The sequence below is a fragment of the Acinetobacter apis genome (genome assembly GCF_900197575.1).
GTDB lineage: Bacteria > Pseudomonadota > Gammaproteobacteria > Pseudomonadales > Moraxellaceae > Acinetobacter > Acinetobacter apis.
On record NZ_FZLN01000001.1, the window covers coordinates 450,432 to 467,938 of the forward strand.

At 37.3% G+C, this 17,507-nt stretch carries 15 protein-coding genes; 5 read left to right on the plus strand and 10 right to left on the minus strand.

The window, feature by feature from the left end:
- Positions 1-8 precede the first annotated feature (8 nt).
- Positions 9-713 (minus strand): fimbrial biogenesis chaperone, encoded by a 705-nt coding sequence (locus tag CFY84_RS02020; protein ID WP_228149575.1) that lies wholly within the window; start codon positions 711-713, stop codon positions 9-11.
- A 38-nt stretch (positions 714-751) separates the two neighbouring features.
- Positions 752-1,306, minus strand: a complete 555-nt coding sequence (locus tag CFY84_RS02025) for a fimbrial protein (RefSeq protein ID WP_088822530.1) — start codon at positions 1,304-1,306, stop codon at positions 752-754.
- A 479-nt stretch (positions 1,307-1,785) separates the two neighbouring features.
- Between CFY84_RS02025 and CFY84_RS02030 the strand changes: the two genes are divergently transcribed.
- Entirely contained in the window at positions 1,786-3,942 is a 2,157-nt protein-coding gene (locus tag CFY84_RS02030; RefSeq protein WP_228149576.1) for a TonB-dependent siderophore receptor, read from the plus strand.
- Positions 3,943-3,980: 38 nt separating this feature from the next.
- Here the strand turns inward: CFY84_RS02030 and thiM are convergent, their stop codons facing one another.
- Positions 3,981-4,799, minus strand: coding sequence for a hydroxyethylthiazole kinase (gene thiM, locus CFY84_RS02035; protein WP_088822531.1), 819 nt, complete (start codon positions 4,797-4,799; stop codon positions 3,981-3,983).
- Positions 4,800-4,817: 18 nt separating this feature from the next.
- Positions 4,818-5,975 carry a hypothetical protein gene (locus CFY84_RS02040; protein WP_088822532.1) on the minus strand — a complete coding sequence of 386 codons (1,158 nt, stop codon included), beginning with the start codon at positions 5,973-5,975 and terminating at the stop codon, positions 4,818-4,820.
- 260 nt (positions 5,976-6,235) lie between these two features.
- On the opposite strand from CFY84_RS02040, the gene pepN reads away from it, so the two are divergent.
- Both pepN and CFY84_RS02050 read left to right on the plus strand, forming a co-directional pair.
- The gene (gene pepN, locus CFY84_RS02045) at positions 6,236-8,839 is read left to right on the plus strand and encodes an aminopeptidase N (protein WP_088822533.1); all 2,604 of its coding nucleotides are present in this window, start codon (positions 6,236-6,238) and stop codon (positions 8,837-8,839) included.
- A gap of 185 nt (positions 8,840-9,024) precedes the next feature.
- Positions 9,025-9,588 carry a lipocalin family protein gene (locus tag CFY84_RS02050; protein ID WP_088822534.1) on the plus strand — a complete coding sequence of 188 codons (564 nt, stop codon included), beginning with the start codon at positions 9,025-9,027 and terminating at the stop codon, positions 9,586-9,588.
- Between the two features lie 59 nt (positions 9,589-9,647).
- Here CFY84_RS02050 and CFY84_RS02055 read toward each other — a convergent pair whose 3' ends face one another.
- The gene (locus CFY84_RS02055; protein WP_088822535.1) at positions 9,648-10,382 is read right to left on the minus strand and encodes an SDR family oxidoreductase; all 735 of its coding nucleotides are present in this window, start codon (positions 10,380-10,382) and stop codon (positions 9,648-9,650) included.
- Positions 10,383-10,494: 112 nt separating this feature from the next.
- A complete protein-coding gene (locus tag CFY84_RS02060; protein ID WP_088822536.1) occupies positions 10,495-11,388 on the minus strand; it encodes a LysR family transcriptional regulator in 894 nt (297 codons plus the stop codon).
- A 105-nt stretch (positions 11,389-11,493) separates the two neighbouring features.
- Between CFY84_RS02060 and CFY84_RS02065 the strand changes: the two genes are divergently transcribed.
- Both CFY84_RS02065 and CFY84_RS02070 read left to right on the plus strand, forming a co-directional pair.
- Entirely contained in the window at positions 11,494-12,750 is a 1,257-nt protein-coding gene (locus tag CFY84_RS02065; RefSeq protein WP_088822537.1) for an MFS transporter, read from the plus strand.
- 217 nt (positions 12,751-12,967) lie between these two features.
- Positions 12,968-14,218: an MFS transporter gene (locus CFY84_RS02070; RefSeq protein WP_088822538.1), complete on the plus strand. Its 1,251-nt coding sequence runs from the start codon at positions 12,968-12,970 to the stop codon at positions 14,216-14,218.
- Here the strand turns inward: CFY84_RS02070 and CFY84_RS02075 are convergent.
- The 4 genes from CFY84_RS02075 to aceR all read right to left on the minus strand — a co-directional run bounded on the left by CFY84_RS02075 (position 14,215) and on the right by aceR (position 17,423).
- Positions 14,215-14,736, minus strand: a complete 522-nt coding sequence (locus CFY84_RS02075; protein WP_088822539.1) for a GNAT family N-acetyltransferase — start codon at positions 14,734-14,736, stop codon at positions 14,215-14,217. The two genes, CFY84_RS02070 and CFY84_RS02075, sit on opposite strands and share 4 nt — an antisense overlap.
- Positions 14,737-14,753: 17 nt before the next feature.
- Positions 14,754-15,404, minus strand: a complete 651-nt coding sequence (gene leuE / locus CFY84_RS02080; RefSeq protein ID WP_088822540.1) for a leucine efflux protein LeuE — start codon at positions 15,402-15,404, stop codon at positions 14,754-14,756.
- Positions 15,405-15,477: 73 nt separating this feature from the next.
- Positions 15,478-16,458, minus strand: a complete 981-nt coding sequence (gene tal, locus CFY84_RS02085; RefSeq protein ID WP_088823364.1) for a transaldolase — start codon at positions 16,456-16,458, stop codon at positions 15,478-15,480.
- Positions 16,459-16,538: 80 nt separating this feature from the next.
- Positions 16,539-17,423: an HTH-type transcriptional regulator AceR gene (aceR, locus tag CFY84_RS02090; RefSeq protein ID WP_088822541.1), complete on the minus strand. Its 885-nt coding sequence runs from the start codon at positions 17,421-17,423 to the stop codon at positions 16,539-16,541.
- Between the last annotated feature and the right edge of the window lie 84 nt (positions 17,424-17,507).

The following is a 17,507-nucleotide window of genomic DNA, read 5'->3' on the forward strand; positions in this document are numbered from 1 at the left end:
GATACATACTAGTCTATTTTTGCATTAAAAGAGGCTGTGCCACCAAAATCATTAATTAAAGTATAATTGATGGTTTGTGGCATGGCTGTTTTTACACTAAAGCGTGTTTCACTCAGTGGTGCAATCATTAACGGGGCTGTATAAGGTTCTTTGCTGCCTGAACCACTATTTAATGTAACATCTTGAAAATTGATAAAATATGGGCTTGGATTACTAACCACAACTGTATGATCGGCTGCGCTATATTTAAATTTCAGCTTGCTATAATAAGATTCCGGCCGTTCAGTCAAATGAGATGGTCGATAAAAAACCTTAATGCGTGAACGAACTGAAATATTGAGTTTGTTTGGCTCATTTTGGCTGGTTGGAGCAACATCTAAAATATTAAACCAATATAAAGACTCACGATCTTTTGGAAGTTGTGAGGTATCTTTGGCAATTAAACGCAGCATTTGACCTTTTTGCGCCTCAATTCGAACCAGTGGGGGTGTTAGAATAAATGGAATACGATCCGCAGGTGGGATTTCTTTAGGATTACCATCATCTAACCAGGATTGAACTAAGGACGCACGTTGGTCAGGGTTATTCAATTGAATAACCACTTGGTTTTGGTCTGATGGAAAGATAATACGTGTTCCTGTAATGGTTACACCAGCAAAGCAACCTTGCGTACTGATTAAACTTAACAACAGGGCGTTAACATATTTTTTCACGTGATATATCCTTCTATCAACCCATTCAAACGATTGTATTACTTATAGATTAGTGAATAATCTACTTTGCCGATCACAGTGCCAGCAGTTGTTGCTGCAGTCGCATAATACTGTGCATAGTACGGGTAGGTGTAGGTTGCAGTATTTGACGTGTTGGTACCTGTGGTTACGGTTGATGTTGTTTGTGAAGATGCATCGGCAGATAAATTAATTACCGTTTGCGCGCTGTTTAATAGTTGGATATCAACATTGGTTGCTGTACCTGTATTGATTAAACGGCCACTGGTATTAATATTAGCAACACTTGGTTCGAAGTATGGTGTTGCAATACCTGAGCTTGTGCTACAGCCTGAGCCAGTCAATACAATTTTATATGCAGTTAAACCAGATACTGCACCACTTGCTGCCAAGTTAACAATATTTGATGTTGGTAGTGTTACTGTACCACTGGTGGTAGAACCCGAGCCAATTGTTGCAGAACATGTACTGTTCACCAGTGTACCATTAAATGTGATGGTACCATCAACAGCATAAGTCGCAGAAGAAGCAAGTACAGTTAAAAGTAGCGCACTAAGAGTTTTGTTATGTTTCATGGTTTAGTCCTTTCGAAAACCGTTAACAACAAGTAACAGGGGGGTAACAATATTTAACAATGTAGTGGCATTTTATATAAAGTTTGTGGATAAATTATGAGTATTTAATCTATTTAAATAATTTATTTTTCATATAAATTCTTTTGTTTTATTCTAATTAATATATATATTTATCAGTTATTTATTTTAATTTATTTTTGACTGATTTGAAAAAAAATAATGCATGCAAATAAGTCAACGGTAAAAAAAATGTCCTAGAGACAAATTTTGCTATAAGTGTATTGTTTATGTAAAAATATGAATAAAATGTGAATGTAGTAATTCACAAATCACCACTATGCAGTCAATGGTTGTTTGTACGATGGTGAGTCTTTAAGTCTACATTTTTATAAATTATTGATTTTATTCTTGCGCTTTTCACCCTATTATAACGCGCACGTTTAGTCATACTTTAAATTAAGTTATCTTAGGGATAAGACATGAAATATATGATGCAATATTTACATTGGGGATGTTCAGCACTGATCTTATTTCCGGTCACTTTATATGCCAATGATCATCATGTAGAACAATTACAAACCATTGTGGTCACAGGAGATTCAGCACAATCTGCTTATCAAATGCCACAAAGCGATCTTTTAGGTTTAGGTCAAACAAAACTTGCCAACTTACCTTTATCTATTACAGCAATTCATCAGAATATCTTGCTTGACCAACATGCCAAATTACTCACCGATGTCGTCAAAAATGATGCTTCAGTGGGGGATGGCTATGCACCAATTGGCTATTATTCAAATTTTGTGGTGCGCGGCTTTGCTTTAGATTTAACTTCAAGTTATTTGATTAATGGTCATGTTGTACGTGGTGAGCAAAATATTGCTTTAGAAAATAAGTCCCAAGTCGAAATTTTAAAAGGCATTTCAGCCATTCAAAATGGCATGGCAACGCCAGGTGGTGTGGTTAATTATGTCACTAAACGTCCAGCAAACATTCGTAGTATCTCTTTAGATGTCGATCAATATGGCGATCGAACATTATCCACTGATTTAGGTGGCTTTTTAGGCTCACAACAACAATTTGGCTATCGCGTGAATTTGGCACAACAAGACATTCGTCCGTATGTGAATTATGCCAATGGCCAACGCTATTTTGGTGCTTTGGCCTTAGATTGGCAGATTAATCCGCAATCTAAAATAGAATTTAACATTGAAAATCAACAACAAAAACAGCGTTCTGTGCCAGGCTATCAATTGTTGGATGGGCAAGTACCGCAAGATGTCAGTTGGTCACGGTTGCTTGGTTACCAAAGCTTTAGCCGTCCTGTTAAAAATAATAGCTTAAATGCAGATATCAATTACCAGTACATGATAAATGATGATTGGCATGCCAAAATCTCTGCATCGCATAGCCAAGTTGTGATTGATGATTATTCGGCATTTCCTTATGGCTGTTATGCTTCAACATGTGTATATAGTGGTTTAGGTAATACATTTGATCAGCATGGCAACTATGATATTTATGACTTTAGAAGCCCTGATGATACATTTAAAACGCAGCATTATATTGCTGAGTTAAATGGCAAACTAAGCACCGGTCCAATTCATCATCAGTTACGTTTACAAGCATCTGTGCTTAATAAGTCAAGAACACGTTATGAAGGCATAAACGAAGTTATTGGCTCAGGCAATATTTATCAAGATACTACCGATTTTACACCTGCAGTTGCAGATCTAGGTGCACGCTATAAATCACTTTCTAGCAAACAGCAAAGCATTTTATTGACTGATTGGATCGATTTATCTTCTGCTTGGTCTGTGTTATTAAGTGGCCGTTGGGTTCATTTAGATGAACAAGCGTATCAAGTCAACACCTTAGCAAGAGATACCGATTTAACGAAGTTTTTACCTCAAGGGGCACTTATTTATCGCCCAACAGAGCAAACCACTTTATATGTAAGTTATGCCAAAGGGTTGTCTGATGGGGGTGTTGCGCCGTGGTTTACCGACAATGTAGGGGTGACTTTAGCACCGAAGCAATCAGCACAGTATGAATTTGGGGTAAAACAACAGTGGAACAAACTGTTAGCAACCCTTGCTGTATTTGACTTGAAACAAGACAACCAATATAGCCAAATTACAGATACAGGCAGTTTTGCTTTTGTTCAAGAAGGTAAACAACATAACCGAGGCCTTGAGCTGTCTTTAAGTGGTGCGGTAACACCGCGACTTGATGTGTTGTCAACGCTAACTTATACCAAAGCACGGTTAGAAAACGTGAATACAGCGCTTTATGCAGGTCATCAAATTCAAAATGTGCCTGAATGGCGTTTTGCCACAACAATGGCATATCGTTTGCCAATTCTAAATGATCAAATGAAAGTTTTAGCAGGCATGCAAGCAAGCTCAAGTAAATATGCAGACCGTGCTGCTACAGCAGACGTTGCGGGATATACTGTGTTTAATTTAGGGGCTGTATATTCAAGTAAGCTTGCTGGATATGACACGACATGGCGTTTTAATGTGAATAATATTTTCAATAAAAAATATTGGCGTGATGTTGGTGGTTTTATGGGTGATGATTATATGTTTCTTGGCAACCCTAGAACAGCACAATTGTCAGTAACTGTGAAGTTCTAATGGTTAAACAAGGCGGTATAAAATACCGCCTTTTGAAATTAAACATACTGTATATCAATGTATTGTTCAATTTTCTCAGAATTCATATGATGTAAATGATCCAAAAATGCCACATTAAAACTGCCAATGGTTTGATATTGCTGTGCAGCCAAATGACCTGCAATCGCAAAATGGACATGTGCTGCAATGGTTGCAATGCTGATTGGTGCAACAGCGCAATATGCAGCAATTAAAGCACCTAATGCACAACCTGATGCTGTGACTTTGGTTTGTAAAGCTGAACCGCCATTGACTTGAATTACACCCTTTAAGTCATGGGCTAGAATAAAGTCTGAGCTACCTGAAATTGCAATACAGCTGCTGTGTGTAAGCAGTGTTTTTGCATATTGATACACCTCTTTACTGTTTAATGTACTGTCAACGCCTTTGTTTTCACTATGTTGACCTGCCAATGTGCTGATTTCTGAAGCATTACCACGGATGACACTTGGCATATATTGAAGCAGTTCATGTGTCATGTCACGGCGCCAAGGTAAAATTGCACTATATCCCACAGGGTCTAACACCCAAGGAATTTGGTGTTGCTGTGCGGTGCGTGCTGAAATTTGCATTGCTTGCATTTGCTCAGATGTCGGCGTGCCTAAATTAATGCTGAGTGCTTGACTAATTTTAGTAAACGATTCTGCTTCAAATGGATTGTCTATCATCGCAGGGGATGCACCACAAGCCAACAGCACATTGGCTGCATAATTGCTTGCCACCTGATTCGTAATACATTGTACTAAAGGGTTTTGAGCATGGAGATTATGCCAAGCAGCAATGACTTGTACTTTAATGTCTTCTAAAGCCTGATGCATAAAGCAATTCCTTTTCAATTATTGAGTAAAATAATGGTCTTGATGTTTGCAATGACGGCAAATCAATGAAATATATTCCGCAGTATCATATTCGACCTCCAAATCATGAGAACCACAATACATACAGCGTTTATCGGAATAAAAGCTCAAGCGAGGTGATACTTTTTTCCATAAATGCCAAATCGGCTGGCTTAATACGCGTTGGTCATGTTTTAAAAATTTAAAATATAAAATTTCACCCATTTTATTAAAGGGTAGGTTTTCAGGTCTTGGATAGTTGGGTGTTTCCCATTTTTGGGCAATTGCACGTTCTCGATATTGGGCAACGGTCTTTTTTAAGCGATGGGTATTCACAAAACCATCATTTTTAGCTTGTAAGACATTTTCTTTATGTAAATAGCTTAATGCGGTATAAATAAGGTGAAAAATCTGTTCCACAGCAAGTTGTTCTAATAAGCGATAGCATAGCTGCTGAAATGTGTGGTGTCCTGCAATTTGTACATTCCATGTTTTGCAAATAGACATTGTAAACTGCATAATTTCTTGATAAAGCATCATATATAATGCGCTTTTGACTTCATCACTGTGTTCGAATGGCACACCTTGACTTAAATCTTGATAAAACCAATCTCGAAGCTGCTGAGTAATACTAAACAAGCTCGGTTCGGTATAACCATCTAGACGTACATTAATATAATAAATCGCAGCTTCACTTTCAGGGTCTGTACGTAAAAAAATACCCTCTTTTTCGAGTTGTTTAATTATGGCGTGTTGAAAGGGAATATTGGGTGAAATTGGCGCAAATTTAATTTGTTCCCAATGAACGTACTCATCATGCCCAGAGTCTTCTTTAACTCGATCATCTAAAATAGCCAATAAAAACAACTTATTCAAAAAAGATATTTTTTCTAAACGATGAACTTCAATGTCTTTATATTTTCGCTTTCTCAACTCTTGGTGGCGTGTTTGTTTTAAGGCTTTTTTACGCTGCTCTTTGCACTGATCACAATGGCAATTATGATTGCCATGTTGAAACACACGGTGCTGACAATGGCTGCACTCATGAAATTGAATATCTTGGTCAAATTGTTCACCCTGTACCCAATACATAGCCGCTTTACATAAAGGGCATAGGGTACTGCTGTCTAACTGCTTTTGAGTGACTTGAATAAACATGCTTATTCATCCAACAAAGAAACATGCCATTATACAAATCTTCTCAAAGACATGTTAAGTTCAATTGTTGTTTTTATAATAGATTCAACTTGAAATTGGCATATGAATTGTATGATTAAAACAGTTAAAGTAATTTTTAAGTGACAATCCGATTGGAAAAGAAGGAAAAACCCCAATGTAATACGGATACATGTTTACCGCGCGACAGATAAATTTTAAACACCATAGCTGGTTTACTTTATTCAAATATAGGATTGAACATGAATATTGCACAGGACCCTGTGATTTACACAGATGAAACTGTTTTTTTAAAAGACTATCAAAAACCAACTTTTCTTGTAAATTCAGTCTATTTAGACATACAAGTGTATGATGATCATACCATTGTGGACGCTGTATTAGACATGAAACGCCAAACATCAGGTAATTTAGTCTTACTTGGTCGCGATATTGAGTTAAAAGAAGTGCAGCTCAACGATCAAGTATTATCAGCTGAGCAATACCAATTAGATGCAGAGCAGTTGGTGATTTTAAATGCCCCTGAACATGCCATCATTAAAACCAAATCTATTATTCACCCAGAAAGTAATACCATGCTTGAAGGTCTTTATCAGGCTGGTGATATTTATGTGACCCAAAATGAAGCAGAAGGGTTCCGTAAAATTACATTTTATCCTGACCGTCCTGATGTTTTATCGGTATTTACAACACGTGTTGAAGCCAATAAAAAATTTCCTGTGTTGCTTGCCAATGGTAATTTATTAGAAACAGGTCAAGCCGGTGATGATCGTCATTATGCAATTTGGGAAGATCCAACCAAAAAGCCATCATACTTATTTGCATGCGTTATTGGTGATTTAGCTGTTCTAAAAGACAGCTATGTGACGTCTGAAGGCCGTGAAGTGGCTTTAGAAATTTATGCTGAAGACAAAGATATTCCAAAATGCCATATTGCCATGGAAGCACTAAAGCACTCTATGCGCTGGGATGAGGAACATTATGGCTTACCATATGATTTGGACAATTATATGATTGTGGCTGTCAGCCAATTCAATATGGGTGCGATGGAAAATAAAGGTTTAAATATCTTTAATACATCATGTGTATTGGCAGATGAAGCGTATACCACTGATGATGCGATTATGCGTGTACAAGCGGTGATTGCTCATGAGTACTTCCACAATTGGACAGGCAACCGTATTACATGTCGTGATTGGTTTCAATTGTGTTTAAAAGAAGGTTTAACGGTTTTTCGCGATCAATCTTTTTCAGAAGATTTACAATCGGCAGCGGTTCAGCGAATTGATGATGTTTCAGTTTTAAAAGCGCATCAATTTCCTGAAGATGCAGGTCCATTATCGCATCCACCACGACCTGATCATTTTGTAGAAATTAATAACTTCTATACCATGACTGTGTATGAAAAAGGTGCGGAAATTAACCGTATGATGGCCAACTTATTGGGTAAAGAGAAATACCGTCAAGGTACAGATGAGTATTTCCGCCGTCATGATGGACAAGCTGTGACTGTAGAAGATTGGGTATATGCATTGTCTGCAGGTTCTGGCATCGACTTATCTGCATTTTTGTTGTGGTATTCTCAACCAGGGACACCAAGCCTTGTGGCAGAAGGGCAATATGATCAAGCGACCGAAAGCTATCGTTTGACTTTCAAGCAGCGCTTAAAAGCACATCCTAAATACCCTAATTTAAAACCTGTGCCTATTCCAATTGCACTTGCTTTATTTCATCCAAACACAGGTGAACAATATCCGCTAAATTCAACTGCATTGGTATCAAATCAACCAGATGGCGTATATCTTTTTGATCAAGAAGAGGCTGTAATTGAATTTACAGGGTTAACTGAGCAACCAGTTGTTTCATTATTGCGTAATTTCTCAGCACCTGTAAATTTAGAGTTTGATTATTCAGATGAAGATTTAGCGTTTTTAATTCAGCATGAAACCAATGGTTTTAATCAGTGGCAAGCTACACAAACATTACTTGAACGTATTTTGTTGAAAGACCATGTGGCTGATATTTATATTCAAGCATTAACTCATGCTTTACCGCAATTAATTCAGAAAGATCCATTATTGGCATCACGTTTACTCGATGTGCCTTCAGAGAGTTATTTAGCCAGCCGTATTGATCATAACTACCAACCATTTACTGTATTTGAAAAGCGTGAAGCATTATTAAATGCGCTTGCACAACATTTGGGTGGTTTTTGGAAAGAAACTTATCATGCATTAAATCCTGCATTACAAACTGAGTTTTCTCAAGCCAAAGGTGAACGTGCATTACAAAACATCATGTTGTCATTTATGGCGCGTCAAGGTGATGCCGATGTATTTACGCTTGCAGAGCAACAATTCTACCAAAACAAAAATATGACTCAGCGCGTGGGTGCACTGAAAGTATTGGTATGGAATGATGCACCGATTGCGAAACAAGCACTGCAAGATTTTTATGATCAATTTAAAGATGAAGCACTATCATTAGATTTGTGGTTTATGTTGCAAGCCGCTCATCCACAAGCGACAAGAGAGACGATTCAAGCATTAACTGAACATCCTGATTATGATTTAGGCACGCCAAACCGTATTCGTTCTGTGCTTGGTGGATTAAATAGTCATCCTGTACATACATGGGATTTTGGTGTTCAGCATGTGATTGATCTTGCAATTTATCTAGATCAAAAAAATCCAATTCTAGGTGCACGGTTATTACAAGTGTTATCACGTTGGTATACTTTGGCTGAACCAAAGCGTAGTGAAGTGAAAGACGTTTTATTGGCCTTGCAAGGACAAGTAAAGTCTAAAAATGTGGTTGAAACATTAACTAGTATGTTAAGCGCATAAGCTCGTTAAATAAGCTTTTAACCTAGAACACCCTTTGATTTCGGTCAAAGGGTGTTTTTTATATGTAGTGAGTTTACCAATGGTTAAGATTGATATTATCGTGTGTGTTTTTAGCTGATTTGGCTACAAAGTGCATTGACTTTAGGCTATGGTAAATACCATAGAGTGATCAAGAGTGCATATAAATGAAAAGAAAAAAGCTAGTCACTGTGACAGCATTGGCAATTGGCTTAGCCACATTGGCTTATCGCAAGAAAAAACATGCTGAACATCGTCCTCATGCGGTAGATCAGATTAACCTTGAACGTTATTTAGGTCAGTGGTATGAAATTGCGCATCTACCCAATTACTTCCAAAAAACATCAAGTACAGACACCACGGCATCTTATCGCTTAAATCCAGATCAAACCATCGCGGTAAAAAATCGCTGTTTAGATCCTAAAGGGCGAGTACGTATCGCACAAGGTACAGCCTATGCACAAAATAAAGGTAAAAGTGAACTGAAGGTCAGCTTTTTACCAAAAGGATTAAAGTGGCTGCCTTGTTCGAAAGGGGATTATTGGGTTTTACGGATTGATCCGCATTATCAAACTGCATTGGTTGGAGATGGCGCTCACAAATATTTATGGTTGTTATCAAGAACGCCAACAATTGCGCAAGATACATATGATTCATTTATTGCAACAGCGAAAGAACAAGGCTTTCCTGTAGAAAAACTACATCGAACTCAACATACGCGGTCGCAATAAATCTATCAAAGCAATGATCTTTAATGCATCATCATTGCAAAGAAGATCATTGTGTTCAGTTAAACAATACCGCCGTTTGCACGAATAATTTGACCATTGATCCATGCACCATCAGCACCCACCAAAACAGATACAATATTGGCAATATCTTCTGGAGTACCTAAGCGTTTAAGAGGAATCATTTGTGTCATTTTTTCAATTAATGCATCTGATTTTCCATCTAAAAACATATCTGTTGCAGTCGGTCCAGGGGCAATGGCATTGACATTAATATTTCGACCTTGTAACTCTTTGGCCAAAATAGTGGTTAAGGTTTCTATCGCAGCTTTAGTGGCTGCATAAATACTGTAGTTTTCAAGTTTTAAACCCACTACACTGCTCGAAAAATTGACAATACTGCCGCCATCTCTCAGTAAATTTGCAGCTTCTCGTAAAGTATTAAAACTGCCTTTTAAATTGACTTGAATTAATGCATCAAACTCTTGGTCAGAAACCTCTGCTAACGGGTTTAATTTCATAATTCCTGCGTTATTTACCAAGACATCGATACCGCCATAAGTGGTGTAAATGTCATTAAACATGTCTTTAACCGCTTGAGGGTCAGAGATATCTGCTTGAAAAGAAACAGCCTGATGCCCTAATCCGTTAATTTCTTCTATGACTTCAGCAGCAGCATCTGCACGACCTGCATAATTAACAATGACTCGATATCCATCTTGGCTTAAACGCTTTGCAATTGCAGCACCAATACCACGTGATGCCCCTGTAACCAGTGCCACTTTTTGATCTGTCATGATGATTCCTATTGTTTAGATGATGGCGTCATAACTACATTAGCGACTTATACTTAAAACAATACTGTCATATATTCAGCCTTTGTATATTTATGGTAGAGCCTGTGCTGAATTAATTTTCATGTAGCATAGAGTGAATAATACTTGAAAAATTAATTGCAGGTTGGCTGTGGTAATCATGCTGATATGCAAGACCTAAACTGACTTTGGGAGTATCAGGGTGAAGCATACAATATTGAATTCCTTTAATTTTAACCTGCTGTGTAGATTCTGGCACCAACGATACACCTAAGTTGGCAGCCACTAACGATAAGATAGATACAATTTGTGGTGCGCTTGGGCCAAACTTAGGTTCAAAGCCACTTTGCCGACATGCCAATAAAGTGACATCATGTAAGCCTGCACTAACCTCATAAGGTGAAACAATAAAAAACTCATCTTTAAGTTGGCTAAGATGAATATAAGGCTGTTGCTGGTTGTCAAAATGACTTGGTACTGCAGCAACTAAGTTTTCATAGATGAGTGGTTGGATGCAAAGTTGAGTAGGATATTCATCTGGTGTGCGGATGATGGCAATATCAAGCTCATTTTTAACTAAGGCATCAATTAACAGTAATGAATTTGCTTCTTGCAAAACTAAATTAATTTCAGGATAAATTTTTTGAAACTGTTTAATGGCTTTAGGAATGAGTGGATTTAAAATAGCGGTACCTGTGAACCCTAAATGCAACTCACCAAGTTCACCATTGGCTGTACGTTGTGCCATGGTGATGGCCTGTTGCAACTGTTCTTCAATACTTGCTGTTGCATGTAATAAGGCTTGACCTGCAGCGGTCAGCTCAGCACCATGTGAGCTACGATAAAAAAGTTCTACACCAATTTCATCTTCTAAATGCCGAATTTGCATACTGAGTGGAGGTTGGCTAATGCCTAAATATTGCGCTGCTTTAGAAAAGTTTTGATGTGTTGCTACAGCTCTAAAGTATCTGATATGACGAATATCCATATATTTTTTATATGACTTTATAATGATTAATATATTATACATATACACGGTGAATTGTTAACCTAATACATATCGTACTAAAACAACGAAATATTAGGCATAATAATGAAAACTCATTCTGCTGCAGTGACACTGGAGCAAGATTCTAAGACCACCACTTCCAACGAGCAGCAAGGCATACATTTTGGTTCTCGAGTATATCAAAAAGCAGGGTTTGCCTTGTTTTTGCTTGGATTTGCAAGCTTTTCCTTAGTGTATTGTGTGCAGCCTTTATTGCCTGAATTTACGCGAGCATTTCATATCAGTGCGAGTACTAGCGCATTGGCATTGTCATTAACCACAGGGTTTTTGGCATTTTCAATTGTGCTCTCTAGCGCATTTTCGCAAGCATTGGGCCGAAAGGGATTAATGTTTGCATCAATGTCTTGTGCAGCTTTATTAAATATTATTTGTGCCTTAACGCCGAATTGGCATTTACTCTTAATTGCACGTGCAATAGAGGGCTTTATTTTAGGTGGTGTACCTGCTGTGGCGATGGCATGGATTGCTGAAGAAATGCATCCTTCTTCATTAGCCAAAACCATGGGACTATATATTGCAGGGACTGCTTTTGGTGGCATGATGGGGCGAGTTGGTATGGGTTTACTGACTGAGTATTTTTCTTGGCGTACTGCAATGGAAATTCTTGGTGTTACTTGTATGATCTGTGCAATAGGTTTTTATAGTTTACTTCCTGCATCCAAAAATTTTGTTGCTAAAAAAGGGATAAATTTTAAATTCCATTGTCAAACATGGAAAGGGCATTTAAAAACGCCAAGCTTGGTGGTTGCATATAGCATTGGTTTTCTAGTGATGAGTATTTTTGTGACACTCTTTAACTATGTCACGTTTCGACTTTCTGCTGCGCCGTATTCACTAAGCCAAACCCAAATCAGTTTAATCTTTTTGTCTTATAGTTTTGGAATCGTATCATCTTCGATTGCAGGACATATGGCAGAAAAGGTGGGCCGAACGCCTATTATGTATTTAGGCTTTATCTTTATGCTGATCGGAGCATTGAGTACATTAAGCGCACATCTTTATGCAATCATTATTGGCATTGCATTTGTGACCACAGGTTTCTTTATTGTTCATGCCATTGCAAGCAGTAATGTCAGTTCAAATGCTAGAACCCATAAGGGCCATGCAACATCACTTTATTTATTATTTTATTATTTAGGTTCCAGTGTTGTCGGTTCATTTGGTGGTGTGTTTTGGCAATATGGTGGATGGCATGCTGTTGTATTATTAAATGTCGTGTTAATTTTAATTGCATTTATTATTATTACTTGGTCAGTGAAGAAAAAATTAAATTTAAGATAACTCTGCTTTATCTCTCAGCAGCACAATGAATAGGGTGCTGCTTTTTTATGTATAAAATTCTAAAAATACCTAGCATTTTGATTGAATCGAATTGTTGTACTTTAATATTCTACATCACCCAAAAAATTGAGCTCGTTTAAACTAGCCATATGAAATCATTTGGTGGTAGCATGGAATTTATGGTGATTATTACAATAACAATTGATTAGGTCTTAAAATGAAAAGCGCTTCTGCTCTCTCAGAGCAAGAACAGATAAAAGCCACACCAACAGATCATCATAAAATACATTTTGGTTCATCTGATTATAAAAAATCAGGTTTGGCTTTATTTTTGATGGGATTTGCAAGTTTTTCATTGGTCTATTGTGTGCAGCCTTTATTTATTGAACTCAGTAAAACATTTCAAATCAGTGCAGGGACCAGTACGTTTGCGTTGTCACTCACCACAGGTTTTTTGGCATTTTCAATTGTATTGTCAGGCGCTTTTTCTCAAGCATTGGGACGAAAAGGACTGATGTTTTTTTCAATGTTCTTTGCAGCGATACTTAATGTGTTATGCGCGGTAATTTCTAATTGGCATGTATTGCTGATTTCGCGGGCAATGGAAGGTTTTATTTTAGGTGGTGTACCAGCTGTGGCCATGGCATGGATTGCTGAAGAAGTCCATCCTTCATCATTACCAAAAACAATGGGGTTGTATGTTGCAGGAACTGCATTTGGTGGCATGATGGGGCGCGTTGGCATGGGACTCTTAACAGAGTATTTCTCATGGCGTATTTCGATGAGCATTTTAGGATTAATTTGTGCTTTGTGTGCAATTACATTTTACATGTTATTGCCTGCTTCAAAGCATTTTGTCGTAAAAAGAGAATTTAATTTAAAATCTCATGGAAAAATCTGGTGGATGCATTTGAAAACACCAAGCTTAGCAATTGCATATGCGTTTGGTTTTTTAATCATGAGTATTTTTGTCACATTATTTAACTACATGACTTTCCGTTTGGCTGCTGCACCTTATTTTTTAAGCCAAACCCAAATTAGTTTGATTTTTTTATCATACAGCTTTGGCATTATTTCATCTTCGCTAGCAGGACATTTGGCCACCCAATTTGGGCGTATGCCAATGATGTGTATTGGGCTTTTAGTCATGTTGATGGGTGCATTATGTACACTCAGTATGGGACTGTTTACTATTATTGTCGGAATTGCTTTGGTCACGACAGGTTTTTTTATTGTGCATGCCATTGCAAGCAGTAATGTCAGCACTTATGTTAAAGTGCATCAAGGTCATGCAACATCGCTTTATCTGTTATTTGGTTATCTTGGTGCCAGTGTAATGGGGTCTTTTGGTGGTGTTTTTTGGCAGCATAGCGGATGGAACGGCGTGATTATACTCAGTGTGATACTGACTATTATTGCTTTTACTTTAATGTTTTGGGCAGTGAAACGCCAAATTAGCCTAAGTTAAGATTGGATTAACTTATAATAAAGTGCAGTGCCTGCATATGATAAGTCAGAGTTTAATGCAAAGTCAGGGATCACGCCTGCTCGAGTATAATTTAGCTGTTGATAGAGCTGTTCTGAAACATCACCTTCACGGGTATCTAAAATAAGTAAGTGTAGCTCCAATGCTTTGGCATAAGTTTCTAATTGCGTCATGAGCTGTGTTGCAATGCCTTGTTTGCGGTGAGATTGTTTAACCATTAATTTTTCAACTTCACCACGGTGTTTTGCATTGGCTTTTGGAGATAATCCTAATTGTACAGCCGCGATAATTTGGTCATTGTCTCGTACAACAAATAGTTGTGATCTACCGTGTTGCATTGCTTGATCGACATCTTGCCAATATTGTGTTGCTTCAGCAACACATAAAGGCGCTAGAAATCCAATAGATGCACCACTGTTTACACAATCGATCAGGAGTTCAGTGAGTGAAGTTTGATCGGCTGCTATTGATGAAATATGTTCGATAGGGTAATTGGTCATTTGCTTAATCTCTTTGATTATAAGCTTGAAATAGCAAGATTAATGCCAAAGGTAATAAATAATAGCCCAACCAGACAAGTTGAACTGCTTGCCAATTTAATATTTTGTGTAAAATAATTCGCCAATTTTGAACCTGCAAAAATGAGTATGGTTAAGTAAACCAGACTCATTGTTTCTAATATAATAGATAAAACAAAAAAACTGAGCAGGGGAGACGCACTATTTGGGTCAACAAATTGAATGAAAAAAGACAATAAAAAGAAAATAGCTTTTGGGTTTAAAAGGCTAATGGTTAAAGCTGTTTGATAAGGTTTAATGTGCCGCTGTGGGATGGCATCAGGTATTGGTGCTGTAGGTAAATGGCGTTTTTTCCAAATAGATACACCATGTTTTATTAAATTTATACCAAGGTAAGACAAATATATTGCACCGACAATTTTTAAGCCAATAAATATAATTGGAAAGGCATGTAAGATGGATGCTGCACCAAAGACAGTTGCTAGAATTAAGATTAAATCACCTGTTAATACCCCTAAAGCTGCGAGATAGCCAATTTTTACTCCATATTTTGCAGATGTAGAGAGCACATAAAATGAATTAGGACCAGGCAAAACAACAATGAACAGCGAGCCGAGTATAAATGTTGATAAATTAATCACACCTAACACAATAACACCTTAGATAAAAATTCAGCCGATACACATATCATGTATCGGCTGATAACTGTTCAGATTCAAACATTTATTTTTTAATTTCAGCGCTATTGCCCAAAGACTGACGTAATAGTTCGCTTAATTGTTCACGTGCTTTAATAAAGCCATCAATACCAGATTGTAAAAGTTGGAAGGCCATTAAATCTTTTTCGAGTTGTTGTTTAAAATCTTGCTCAGAAATGGCATTTGCAGTTTCATTTTGCTGTGTTGGTAATGTTAGCTGTGCTGTAACTGCATGAGTTTCTTGCTCAAGTTGAGTTAGAATCGCAGGTGAAATCGTGAGTAGGTCACAGCCTGCAAGACCAAGCACTTGTGCTGTACTTCTAAAGCTTGCACCCATAATTTCAGTTTTAATCGCATGTGATTTGTAATACTGATAAATTTCTTTGACTGACAAAACACCAGGGTCTTTTTCAATAGGGTATTCGCTGACATTTTCAGCTTTTTTATACCAATCTAAGATACGGCCAACAAATGGAGAAATAAGTTTTACATTCGCATCAGCACAAGCTTTGGCTTGATGTAAGCCAAAAAGTAATGTCAAATTACAATTAATGCCTTCAGCTTGTAGTACTTTGGCAGCTTGAATACCTTCCCACGTTGATGCAATTTTAATTAAAATACGTTCAGAAGAGACGCCATAGCTTGCATAAAGTGCCAGTAATTCTTTGGCTTTAGCAACAGTTGCATCGGTATCATAAGACAAATTGGCATCGACTTCAGTTGAAACGCGACCTTCAATTAATTTTAAAATTTCAACACCAAGCTTCACTGTTAAAATATCTATAGTGCGTTCAATCAATTCATCAGATTGGTAGCCTTCTTTTTTTGCTTGATCATATGCATTTTCAATCAAAGCAAGGTTTTCTTTTTGCGTGGCTGCAGCTGTAATTAATGATGGGTTCGTGGTTGCATCCAGTGGACGAAAATTTTGGATTGCAGTTAAATCGCTGCTATCAACAACAATAGTAGTTAATTTTTTTAATTGAGATAAAGCTGATTGAGTCATTGTTCCATCTTTTAAGTGGGTCATTGGTTACTTTATACCATATCTCTTGGCAAGATTTATGAAACACGTGATGAGGTTGTTTATTTATTATGTTGTTGTTTCGCATATGCAATTAAAAATTGGCTTGCTAACCCAAGCGCATTTTCTTTGTGCCAAACCAAATCTACAAAATAAGTGAGTTTGGCGGTGAATTCTTGGATATTTAACTTTTTAAGGTGCTTTGCGTCTTGATCGGTCATTTTAAGTGATTCCATTGGAATAAATCCCCAACCTAAACCATGCTGAATCATTGAAAGTGCAAGATGATGTTGATTGGTACGCCAATACATTTTGGAAAATAACAATTCAGGTTTCACAGTGTTGTCGCGTGTGGTAACAATAATTTGTCGAAAGTTAAATAAGTCTTGCATGCTGACTTGTTCAAGCTGTGCCAAAGGATGGCTTTGATGGGCAATTGGCACAATAGATTCTGTTAATAGCTCAACGAACTCTTCTCGATGATCTAAAATCTCGCGTTCAAACAGCAGGGCAAACTGCACTTGTCCTTGAACTAACATCTTTAAGGCATCTTCTTGGGGGGCAGTAAAAATATTAATCTCAAGACTTGGGAATGCTTTTTCTAAAACCAAAATATAATTGATCCAATTAATGTAAATTAATTCAGATGCAATCACTATATTTAAAGCTGTTTCTAACCCTTGCCCTAAAGAGAGAGCGTGTTGCTTCCACTGATTCATTTCACTGAGTAAATATAAAGTCTTTTGGTAGAGGTTATGTGCAGCAGGTGTTGGAATAGGCTCTCTACCAATTCGCTCAAATAGTTGAATGTTTAAATCAATTTCTAAATTGGCAATTGACATACTCACAGCAGATGGAACCTTACCCAAAACACGTGCTGCCGCTGAAAAAGAACCTGTTTCAATCACGGTTTTAAAGATAATAAGGTGCTCTTGATTAATATTCATCTATCAATAATTCTGAAAGGTTCTGACTTTGGTTATCAATAAAATACAATAAAATAGTCAGTATTCAAACGACTAACGAGGATT

Bases quoted from the DNA above. Each gene is read 5' to 3' on its own strand.
- aceR (WP_088822541.1), bottom strand. From the start codon at position 17,423: ATGAATATTAATCAAGAGCACCTTATTATCTTTAAAACCGTGATTGAA.
- tal (WP_088823364.1), bottom strand. From the start codon at position 16,458: ATGACTCAATCAGCTTTATCTCAATTAAAAAAATTAACTACTATTGTT.
- CFY84_RS02050 (WP_088822534.1), top strand. From the start codon at position 9,025: ATGAAAAGAAAAAAGCTAGTCACTGTGACAGCATTGGCAATTGGCTTA.
- pepN (WP_088822533.1), top strand. From the start codon at position 6,236: ATGAATATTGCACAGGACCCTGTGATTTACACAGATGAAACTGTTTTT.
- thiM (WP_088822531.1), bottom strand. From the start codon at position 4,799: ATGCATCAGGCTTTAGAAGACATTAAAGTACAAGTCATTGCTGCTTGG.
- CFY84_RS02040 (WP_088822532.1), bottom strand. From the start codon at position 5,975: ATGTTTATTCAAGTCACTCAAAAGCAGTTAGACAGCAGTACCCTATGC.
- CFY84_RS02055 (WP_088822535.1), bottom strand. From the start codon at position 10,382: ATGACAGATCAAAAAGTGGCACTGGTTACAGGGGCATCACGTGGTATT.
- CFY84_RS02070 (WP_088822538.1), top strand. From the start codon at position 12,968: ATGAAAAGCGCTTCTGCTCTCTCAGAGCAAGAACAGATAAAAGCCACA.
- CFY84_RS02030 (WP_228149576.1), top strand. From the start codon at position 1,786: ATGAAATATATGATGCAATATTTACATTGGGGATGTTCAGCACTGATC.
- CFY84_RS02065 (WP_088822537.1), top strand. From the start codon at position 11,494: ATGAAAACTCATTCTGCTGCAGTGACACTGGAGCAAGATTCTAAGACC.
- CFY84_RS02060 (WP_088822536.1), bottom strand. From the start codon at position 11,388: ATGGATATTCGTCATATCAGATACTTTAGAGCTGTAGCAACACATCAA.
- CFY84_RS02025 (WP_088822530.1), bottom strand. From the start codon at position 1,306: ATGAAACATAACAAAACTCTTAGTGCGCTACTTTTAACTGTACTTGCT.
- CFY84_RS02075 (WP_088822539.1), bottom strand. From the start codon at position 14,736: ATGACCAATTACCCTATCGAACATATTTCATCAATAGCAGCCGATCAA.